10 protein-coding genes are annotated in these 9660 nt (G+C 61.9%); 6 read left to right on the top strand and 4 right to left on the bottom strand.

Features of this window, described 5'->3' with window-relative positions:
- Both EN749_RS22885 and EN749_RS22880 read left to right on the top strand, forming a co-directional pair.
- Positions 1-676, top strand: a 676-nt coding sequence (locus EN749_RS22885) for an EscU/YscU/HrcU family type III secretion system export apparatus switch protein (protein ID WP_128364024.1), incomplete at its 5' end; no start/stop codon positions are given.
- Entirely contained in the window at positions 673-1110 is a 438-nt protein-coding gene (locus tag EN749_RS22880) for a hypothetical protein (protein ID WP_127380740.1), read from the top strand. The genes EN749_RS22885 and EN749_RS22880, both read left to right, overlap by 4 nt.
- 34 nt (positions 1111-1144) lie before the next feature.
- Here EN749_RS22880 and EN749_RS22875 read toward each other — a convergent pair whose 3' ends face one another.
- The 4 genes from EN749_RS22875 to EN749_RS22860 form a co-directional block, all read right to left on the bottom strand.
- Positions 1145-1915 (bottom strand): helix-turn-helix transcriptional regulator, encoded by a 771-nt coding sequence (locus EN749_RS22875; RefSeq protein ID WP_128364023.1) that lies wholly within the window; start codon positions 1913-1915, stop codon positions 1145-1147.
- Complete coding sequence (locus EN749_RS22870; protein WP_127268993.1) at positions 1912-2622, bottom strand: helix-turn-helix transcriptional regulator; 711 nt, start codon at positions 2620-2622, stop codon at positions 1912-1914. Before EN749_RS22870 ends, EN749_RS22875 begins: the two co-directional genes overlap by 4 nt.
- Before the next feature lie 551 nt (positions 2623-3173).
- Positions 3174-4205, bottom strand: coding sequence for a histone deacetylase family protein (locus EN749_RS22865; RefSeq protein WP_128289752.1), 1032 nt, complete (start codon positions 4203-4205; stop codon positions 3174-3176).
- A gap of 26 nt (positions 4206-4231) precedes the next feature.
- Positions 4232-4888, bottom strand: a complete 657-nt coding sequence (locus tag EN749_RS22860) for a TetR/AcrR family transcriptional regulator (RefSeq protein WP_127326863.1) — start codon at positions 4886-4888, stop codon at positions 4232-4234.
- 260 nt (positions 4889-5148) lie between these two features.
- On the opposite strand from EN749_RS22860, the gene EN749_RS22855 reads away from it, so the two are divergent.
- The 4 genes from EN749_RS22855 to EN749_RS22840 all read left to right on the top strand — a co-directional run.
- Positions 5149-6828, top strand: a complete 1680-nt coding sequence (locus EN749_RS22855) for an amidohydrolase (RefSeq protein WP_128364022.1) — start codon at positions 5149-5151, stop codon at positions 6826-6828.
- 141 nt (positions 6829-6969) lie between these two features.
- On the top strand, positions 6970-8064 hold the full coding sequence (locus EN749_RS22850; protein ID WP_127380735.1) for an ABC transporter ATP-binding protein: 1095 nt from the start codon (positions 6970-6972) through the stop codon (positions 8062-8064).
- A gap of 2 nt (positions 8065-8066) precedes the next feature.
- Complete coding sequence (locus EN749_RS22845; RefSeq protein WP_127380734.1) at positions 8067-8987, top strand: ABC transporter permease; 921 nt, start codon at positions 8067-8069, stop codon at positions 8985-8987.
- Positions 8980-9660 (top strand): ABC transporter permease (locus tag EN749_RS22840; RefSeq protein ID WP_145990975.1); only part of this gene is annotated, 681 nt, incomplete at its 3' end. The genes EN749_RS22845 and EN749_RS22840, both read left to right, overlap by 8 nt.

The following is a 9660-nucleotide window of genomic DNA, read 5'->3' as shown; positions in this document are numbered from 1 at the left end:
GAACAGGCTGTTCGGCATCCAGGGTTGGGTCGAGTTCCTGAAGTCACTCGGCAAGGTCGGGTTTGCCATCGTCGTGCTGAGCTTCACGCTGTCGGAAGACCACCGAAAGCTGCTCGCCGGGATGATCACCAATCCAGTCGCATTCGGTCTCGTCATCCGCGGCATCGCCGTCGACATCCTGGTGGCGATCGTCTTCGTCATGGGGCTGATCGCGGCAATCGACATCGTCTGGTCGCGCTTCCACTGGAAGCAGGATCTGCGCATGAGCAAGCAGGAGGTCAAGGACGAGTTCAAACAGTCCGAGGGCGACCCGATCGTCAAGTCGCGGCTGCGCTCGCTGGCGCGCGACCGGGTGCGCAAGCGGATGATGACGGCGGTGCCGCGCGCGACGCTGATCATCGCCAACCCAACGCACTTCTCGATCGCGCTGAAATATGTGCGCGACGAGGACTCGGCACCCATGGTGCTGGCCAAGGGGCAGGATCTGGTGGCGCTGAAAATCCGCGAGATCGCGCGGGAACACAACATCCCGGTCTTCGAGGACGTGGCGCTCGCCCGCTCCATGTACAAGCAAGTTTCGGTCGATAGTGTGATCCCGTCACAATTCTACCAGGCCGTCGCCGAACTGGTGCGGATCGTCTACTCGAAAAAGGCTGAGCGCAGACAGATTTCATGAACCGGCAACCGCACGCAAAATCTCGCGAGATCATCGTCGCCAGCGCCATCGAGCAGGTGGTGGGGGAACTCAGGCTGATCGATGTCGCCGACTACATCGCCTTTATCCGGCTGGAGCATTTCGCGTGCCTGTCGGACCTGGTCGATTCAGCGGTCGAGTTGTTCTTCATGCCGGGCACTCTGCGGCTCGGCCATGGCGGCGAGGCGCATGTTGACTGGAGCGGCAGCCCGCGCATCGTGCTCGATCTGGAACTGAGGCCGCCCGGCGTCACCGTCTATTTCCAGCTGACGCTGAGCGAGCTTGGCGCTTCGGTGGCGGTCAACTACGTGTCGTTCGAGAAGCCGGGCGAAGACCCGGAGCACAATACGGCGCTGCTCGAGGCGGTGATCGAACAGGCGCGCATCCGCAGGGTCGAGCCGCTCGCCTATCGCTGACGTCGGTCGCTATCGAGCTGCCTGTCGAAAACCCCTATTCGATCAAGCCCAGCCGCAGCGCCTTGGCCACGGCCTGGTTGCGATTGACGGCGTTGAGCTTCTGGGTCGATTGGGTCAGATACTGGTTAGCGGTGTGCACCGATAGTTTCAGGAGCCGCGCGATCTCTTCGCTGGTGTTGCCGTTGGCGGTCAGCTTAAGGCATTCGAGCTCGCGCTTGGAGATTGCCCGCATGCGGCCGGTATCGCCCGGACGGATGCGGGCGACGGCGGCGAACAGCGAAAAGCAGCGGGCGTGTATTTCGTAGAGCGCATCCTGCTGCAAGGTCATCTCCGAGCCCAGGAATACGACAAGACCGCATTGGCCGCGGTCGGCGTGCACGGGAAAAGCGATGCCGCTGGTTCCGGGCACCAGCGCCGCCATCTGCTCGGTCCAGGCGAGAGTGGTAAACAGCTCCGCCATGGCAAGGACGCCGTCATCCGTCCACCAGCGCGGTTCGGTCGAGAGGCGGGGGTGGCGCACGATCTCCTCGCCGTTGGCGCCTGAGATGAACTTGGTCGCCACGGCAATGCCCGGATAGTCGGAATCAAAGCATGGCACGAGCCGCGCCCGCTCGGGCGAGGGGCTTACGAAGAAGAGGCCGAAAGCCGAGGCATTCATGTCAACGGCGATCCAGCGGCAGCGGCGCACGGCATCGGGAATGGTGACCGCGTGATGGGTTTCGGAGCCAAGGGTGAAGGCTCCGAACGGGTTGCGCTGCTCGTTGAAAAGGGCTTCGGCCGTTTCCTTGATATCGGCGTGTTTCAAATGATGCCGCTCCTGATCGCCGTGGCGATGGCCATCGCGCGGTTGCTGGCCGCGAATTTCTGGATGGCGTGGGTGATGTAGCTGTTGACGGTGTTGGAGGAGACGCCAAGGATGACGGCGACCTCGTCGGTGGTCTTGCCTTCGGAAACCCAGAACAGGCATTCGCGCTCCCGATCCGACAACGGATCCTGCATGGCGGCAGCGGCAATCAGTTGCGGGATGTGCGAGAGCGCGTAGCAGCATTTCAGTTGCGCCCGCATCAACGCCGGCTGGTCGATGCTGCCGGCGGTCGCCGCAGAGAACAGGGCGAACAGGCGCTGGCGACCGACATTAAGGCGCAGCGAATAGATTTCGGCATGGCCGAGCACGTCGAGAAGGCGGGCTTCCTCTCCGGTGATCAATCCGTCTGTTTCTGGTGCCCGGGATGCCACGAGCGGATGTGGACGGATACCTGGCGCGACGGTGAGCGCGCCTTGCGCGAGCCCGGCGATCAGCCGCTTGCCGATCAGCTCGATGGCATCGAAAATCCAGTTGGAGGAGACGATGCGCGCATCGTTGCGGTCCTGGTCGTGGACAATGGCGACCAACATGTAGCTGTCGGCCCCGATCTCGGCGGTCAGTTGCATGAAAAAGCTGGTGAGATCGCCGCGCGACGTCAGGCGCGAGCCCAATGTGTCGGATTGAAGAAGTGCGGCGGGACTGCTCATTCTTGTTGCTTTTGGCCGGAATCGTTTCTGCTGTCCGGATGCTGGAAGCCAGCCGCCGAACCCGAATACGCATTACTTTGACGAAGACACACGCGTGGCGCAGGCTGCGCCGAACCAAATCCCGAATCCATTCAGGGAACGCGAAGCCGTCCGCGTCTGGTGCCGGAAAAGCTCCGGAACAAGAGACTTTGGGTGGTCGCCGCGCCCCCCAAGGACCGGCTGATTCGGGTCTAATCTACCCGCAGTTGAATCTGACATCAAACGCGATTTGACAAAATCGAATCCGGTGGACTCACGTGCGACTCAGAGGTCGGTTTTCGCGCCTCGGACAGAAGACCGGGACGCGAAAACCTTCGCCGGCCATTTCGGCGGCCGGTCGATTTCGCCAGGCTCGGGAGCATTGAACAGATGGGCGCGCCGGTTGCCGTGCCGAAGGCTGGTGCCTTGGCCCGATAGTGGGAACCGGGCGATGTTGCCGCCCGGTCCCGGCCGTCCCTTGCTTATGCCTGTCGTTGTCCCAAAACCGCTAGATGCTCCGGGACGACAGGCATTTACCGATCCTCGAACCCGGTCAGCACGCCGACCGCGTTGATGCCGATCTCCTCGACGGCATAGCCGCCTTCCATGACGAACAGCGTCGGCAGGCCGAGCCCGCCGATGCGGCGGCCGATCTTTGGATAATCAGATGTCTTCAGCTTGAACTGGCTGATCGGGTCCTTCTCGAACGTATCGACACCCAGCGAGACGATGACGACATCCGGGGCATAAGCGGTGAGCCTGGCGCAGGCATCCTCGAGCGAGGCGTTCCATGCATCCCAGTCGGTGCCGAAGGGCATCGGATAGTTGATGTTGAAGCCTTCGCCGGCACCCGCGCCGCGTTCGTCGGCATGGCCGAGGAAGAACGGGTACTCGACCATCGGATCGCCATGCAGATTGAGCACCTGGACGTCGGCACGGTCGTAGAAGATCTCCTGCGTGCCGTTGCCGTGGTGATAGTCGACATCGAGGATCGAGATGCGTTTGGCGCCCTGGTCGCGGAACCATTGCGCGGCGACGGCGGCGTTGTTGATGTAGCAATAGCCGCCCATGAAGCCAGCCCCGGCATGGTGGCCGGGCGGACGGCAGAGCGCGAAGGCGGAAGCCTCGCCATCCTTGACCAAGCCGGCGGCGGTCAGCGCCACGTCGTAGGAAGACTTGATCGCCGTCCAGGTACCTTCGACGAAGGTGGCGCCGGCATCGAAGGAATAATAGCCGAGCAGGGCGTCGATGCGTTTTGGCGGCACGTCGCCGCGCAGGCCGCGCGTCGGCCAGGTGAAGGGCATCGCCGTGCCCGTGAGGCCTGCTTGCAGCCATTGCGGCCAGACTGTCGGGAGAAAGTCGATATAGTCCGATTTGTGGATGCGCTTGGCGGCGGCGAGGTCGTGTTCGTGCGGCGCGATGATGGGACCCAGTTTCTCGCTTTCGACCCGTGCCTTGATGAATTCGGCCCGCGATGGCTTTTCGAAACCCGGCACGATGGCTGATGTGACCAGTTCCATTTGGCCGGCATGGCCGGCGTGCAGAGGGGAGAAAACAGTCTTCATAAATTCCTCTCGAAGTGTGAAATCAGTCAAGATTCAAGATTGAGATAAGGGCTCACCAGAGCGAGCCACATTCTTTCCACATCGTCCTCGATGAGGTCGTATGTCTTGCGGTCTCTTTTCAGCCCGACAAGCCGGCAGGCGTGCCCGACGTCCATCATCAGCACGCCGAGCCGGCTGGCGATCTTGTTTTCAAGCGCCGGGTTCACATGCTGCAGCCATGCGGCGTAGAGCGCGATGATCTGCTCGTCATATTCGTTCTGGATCGGCCTGAGGTCGGCGTTGCCTGAAATGGCCTCGATCACCGGCATCAGGCTGGCGTTTTCGAGGTAGAGTCTGGACGTGTCGATGAAGAGCTTGCGCACTTCGCGCCGAAACTCTTCACGGTTGGTGGGCGGGGCGACCTTGATACGCTTGGCGATCACCTCGGGAAAGGATGACAGCCAGCGCCGGGCGAGGTCCAGAAGAATGGCTTCCTTGTTGGGAAAGTATTGGTAGATCGAACCAACCGACAAGCCTGCGCGCTGCGCAATGGCGAGCGTCGTGGGCGTCTTGGTTCCTTGCTCCCGCGTCAAGACCAGCGCTGCGTCGAGAATCCGATCGACCACCTTGCTCGACCGTTGTTGCCGCGGCTGTTTGCGCGGTTCGAGCGCTATCCTGGTTTTGCGATCGAGACTGCGCTTCACTGTCCGATGTCCTCGTTCCCCGCCCGGTCTCAACATGGTGGGAGCTTGCTGTCCACAATACATTCCAGATTCGGCATGTTGACAAACGCGAATAATCAGTCGCATTCTTTATCCACGCTGCCTCTCGGGATGACAAGGGGAATTTCCAAGACAGCGCACTGGCATTCTTTTTCGTCCATGGCGTCGCTCCGGTGGGGTGGCAGGTTGTTGGACAAGAGGGTTTATCGGTCCCAGTCAGTCGTCAAAAGCGCGGAGTTGCGATGTCTGTCACAGGTGCGGGTCACAATGCGGATCTGATCGTCGTCAACGGTCTCGTGCAGACCATGGACGACGACAATCCCACCGCCGAGGCTGTCGCCGTCAAGGATGGCGCAATCGTCGCCATCGGCAGCCGCGCCTCCATCGAAGAGTTCAAGGGACCGGCCACCAGGGTCATCGACGCCAAGGGCGGTTCGGTGGTCCCGGGGTTCATCGAAGCCCATATGCATCTGTTTTCGGGCGGGGCTGAACTTGCCCACCTTCAACTCACCGGTATTCATGGCTTCGAGGCGCTGCAGAAGGCGATCCGCGACTATGCGCCGACCCGGCCCGACGCGAAGATGCTGGTCGGCCAGGGCGTCGACTACACCGTGCTCGGCAGCGAGCGCGTGACGCGCCATCACCTCGACGCCATCTTGCCCGATCGCCCGTTCTGCATGGCGGCGCCCGACCATCACACCATGTGGGCCAACACCAAGGCGCTGGAAATGGCCGGCATCCTGCAGGGGCGCACGCTTGGTCCGGGCAATGAGATCGTCATGGGTGACGATGGACTGGCCGCTGGTGAATTGCGCGAGGGTGAGGCCTTTGGCCCGGTGCTCGATCTTGCCGGCGAAGGCCGGGTGCGGCTGGGGCTGTCGACCGGCGGCGAGCCGGACCCGATGCCGACGACGGCGGAGCGGGACGCCGACCGCGACATCATGCGACGCGGGCTCGCCTGGTGCGCCCGCCACGGCATCACCTCGATCCAGAACATGGACGGCAATCTCTATCAGCTTGAGCTGCTGGCCGAGATCGACGCCGAGGAAGGCTTGCCCTGCCGCGTCAAGATCCCGTTCCACTACAAGAATTTCATGACGCTCGACATGCTCGACAAGGCGTCTGATATGGCCGAACGATACAACAGCGAATGGCTGTCGTCGGGCATGGTCAAGGTGTTCTACGACGGCGTTCTCGATTCCTGGACAGCTGTCATGGTCGAGCCTTATGCCGACCGGCTCGACTGGGTGGGCGAGCCGCTGTTCACGCCGCAACAGTTCATCGATCTGGCCGTCGCGGTCGACAGACGCGGGCTGCAGATCGCCGTGCATTCGATCGGCGACGGCGCGGTGCGCGCGGTGCTCGACGGTTATGAGGCGGCGCAGAAGGCGAACGGCAAGCGCGACAGCCGTCACCGCGTCGAGCACATCGAGGTCACCACCACCGCTGATGTGCCGCGTTTCGCCGAACTCGGCGTCATTGCCTCCATGCAACCGCCGCATCCGCCGGGCGCAATGGATTTTCCACTGGAGCCGACGGTATCGCGCATCGGACCGGCGCGCTGGCCGCTGAGCTATGCCTGGCGGACCTTGAAGGATGCCGGCGCGCATGTCGTCTTCGCATCCGATTGGCCGGTGTCGCCGATCGATCCGATCCTGGGCATTCAGGCGGCAGTGTTGCGCAAACCGTGGGCAGAAAGCGACCCGGACCAGAGTTTCTCACTGCATGAAGCGATCGCCGGTTACACGATCGAGGGCGCCTACGCCGAATTCGCCGAGCACCGCAAGGGCACGCTGAAATCAGGCTACATGGCCGATCTGGTGGTTTTGTCGATGGATATCGAGAACACCGCCCCGGCCGACCTGCACAAGGTGCGGCCGGTGACGACGATTTGCGGCGGCAAGGTCACCTATCAGGCCTGACTATGGCATGGGGCTTGCAGGCCTCAATGACTGATTGAACTGTGACCCAATGCCGGGCTTGCCAACCCACCGGCCATGTGGTCACATCGAACAGGGGAAGAGCTCCGCCAGCAAGAGCGGGGTCAACAGTGAGGCGTAATCGTGCCGGACAAACCGGATCGGAATGCGATTGAAGTAGTAAACGTCAGCAAAATTTTCGGATCAGGTGAGGGGCAGGTAGCTGCCCTCGACACGGTCTCGGTATCTATCCGCGAGAACGAATTCTTCACGTTGCTGGGGCCATCCGGCTGCGGCAAGACGACGTTGCTCAGGCTGATCGCCGGCTTCGACTTTCCAACCGCCGGTGAAATCCTGCTCTACGGCCAGGACATCGCGCCGCTGCCACCCTTCAAGCGGCCGGTCAACACTGTTTTCCAGTCCTATGCGCTGTTCCCGCACATGACGGTCGCCGACAATATCGGCTTTGGCCTGGAGATGCTGGGCAAGCCGAAGGCCGAGATCAAGGCGCGCGTCGCCGAGATGCTGAAGCTGGTCAAGATGGAGGCACTCGCCGGGCGTCGCACCAGCCAGATCTCCGGCGGCCAGCAGCAGCGCGTGGCCTTGGCCCGCGCTTTGGCGCCGCAGCCGAAGGTGCTTTTGCTCGATGAGCCGCTGTCGGCGCTTGACTACAAACTGCGCAAGGAGATGCAGATCGAGTTGAAACGGCTGCAGCACGAGACCGGTATCACCTTCATCTTCGTCACCCACGACCAGGAAGAGGCGCTGACCATGTCAGACCGCATCGCGGTGATGTCATCGGGCAAAATCCTGCAGGTCGGTTCGCCCTGGGATATCTACGACAAGCCGGCGGAGCGCTTCGTCGCCGACTTCATCGGTGAAACCAACTTCCTCACCGCCGCCATCAGCGAGATGGCCAACGGCAAGGCGCGCGCCACGCTCAAATCCGGTGCGACCATCGAGGCGACCGTGGCCCAGGGTTTCCAGCCCAAACCCAACGCCACGGTGGTGGTTCGGCCCGAACACGCCAAGCTGACCAAGGCCAAGGGCGAACTGTCGGGGACGGTCGAAAACATCGTCTATTTCGGTACCGACACCCACATCCATGTTCATCTCGACAGTGGCGAACTCTTCACCGTACGCCAGCAGAACACGCGCAGCGCGGGCTGCGGTTTCGAGAAGGGCGACGCAGTCGGCATCCTCATCGGCAGCGATGCCGCTCAGGTTCTGAAGGACTGACGATGGCGACCGCGGAAGAAGTCGCCAAGGCAGCGGAGCGGCGCGATGTCCGTGACCGCTGGCTTTTGTCAGCGCCAGCGCTGCTGGTCATTTTCCTCGCCGCGACCGGCCCCTTGCTGATCGTGCTCGTCTACTCGTTCCTGACGCCAGGCTCCTATGGCGACGTGAAGTGGCAGTTCTCGCCGGAAGCTTGGGTATCGGTGTTTCTGGAACGCGATATCTTCGACGACACGCTTTCGATCGCCGCCGCCCACGTCACCATCTTCCTGCGCTCGATCAAGCTCTCGGTGGTGACGACGATCGCCACTTTGGTGCTTGGTTTCCCGACCGCCTATTTCATGGCGACGCGCAGCGAAAAGACCCGCGATCTCTGGCTGTTCCTGATTACCATTCCGTTCTGGACCAACCTTTTGATCCGCACCTTCGCGGTGCTGCAGATCATCCGCAACGAAGGCATCGTCAACACGATCCTGCTCAAGCTCGGCATCATCTCGGCGCCCATCCAGATACTCTACACCGACACGGCGATCCTGATCGGCATGGCCTATGTCTACCTGCCACTGATGGTGCTGCCGATCTATGCCAGCATGGAAAAGCTCGATTTCCGGTTGGTCGAGGCGGGGTACGACCTTTACGCGTCGCGCTTCCAGGTGCTGCGGCGGATCATCTTTCCGCTGGTCAAGCCGGGGGTCATCGCCGGCTCCATACTGGTCTTCATTCCAGCACTTGGCGCCTATGTGACACCGAGCGTTCTTGGCGGCGGCAAGAACATGATGTTGTCCAACCTGATCGAACTGCAGTTCGGGCAGGGCCGCAACTGGCCACTCGGCTCGGCGCTGTCGATCGCCGTCATGATCATCGTCATGGTGGCGCTGCTTGCCTATGTGCGCAATGCCGGAAGATCGGGGGTGCGTCATGGCTAAGAACTTTTCCATCAAGCACCAGCCAGGATTCACCGCGATCGCCGCGACCTGCTTTATCGTGCTGTACCTGCCGATCATCGTGCTGGTCATCTATGCCTTCAACGCGGCGAGCTCGACCTCCGAATGGGGCGGCTTTTCGCTGAAATGGTTCCAGTCGGCATGGCAGAACACGCAGGTCGTCGATGCCACGCTGCGTTCTTTCCAGATTGGCTCCATCGCGGCGGTGCTCTCCACGATCTTTGCCACCATGGCGGCGCTCGCCACCACCCGCACCGCGCCCTATCCCGGCCTCACCTTCAAATATGCGGCGATCAACCAGCCGCTGATGGTGCCCGAGATCGTCACCGGCGTGGCGCTGCTGATCTTCTTCTCGCGCATCAAGATCTTCACCGGCTATTCCGGCATCGGCTATCTGGTCGCCGCACACACGGCGTTCTGCATTCCCTTTGCCTATTTGCCGATCCGGGCGCGGCTTGAGAATATGGACCTGACGCTGGAGCGTGCCGCAGCCGACCTCTACGCGACGCCCTGGAAGACTTTCCGGCGCATCACGCTGCCGCTTCTGTGGCCCGGCATCCTGGCCGGGCTGATGCTGGCCTTCGTCATCTCGCTCGACGATGTCGTCATCACCGAGTTCGTCAAATCGGGCGGCCAGGACACGCTGCCCACCTAC

The sequence above is a fragment of the Mesorhizobium sp. M7A.F.Ca.ET.027.02.1.1 genome, assembly GCF_004022985.1.
Taxonomy (GTDB): Bacteria; Pseudomonadota; Alphaproteobacteria; order Rhizobiales; family Rhizobiaceae; genus Mesorhizobium.
This window is presented reverse-complemented; position numbering and strand designations above follow the sequence as displayed.

What these genes read in the sequence shown, in the direction of transcription:
- EN749_RS22845 (WP_127380734.1), top strand. Translation starts at nt 8,067, where the DNA reads ATGGCGACCGCGGAAGAAGTCGCCAAGGCAGCGGAGCGGCGCGATGTC.
- EN749_RS22855 (WP_128364022.1), top strand. Translation starts at nt 5,149, where the DNA reads ATGTCTGTCACAGGTGCGGGTCACAATGCGGATCTGATCGTCGTCAAC.
- EN749_RS22880 (WP_127380740.1), top strand. Translation starts at nt 673, where the DNA reads ATGAACCGGCAACCGCACGCAAAATCTCGCGAGATCATCGTCGCCAGC.
- EN749_RS22870 (WP_127268993.1), bottom strand. Translation starts at nt 2,622, where the DNA reads ATGAGCAGTCCCGCCGCACTTCTTCAATCCGACACATTGGGCTCGCGC.
- EN749_RS22865 (WP_128289752.1), bottom strand. Translation starts at nt 4,205, where the DNA reads ATGAAGACTGTTTTCTCCCCTCTGCACGCCGGCCATGCCGGCCAAATG.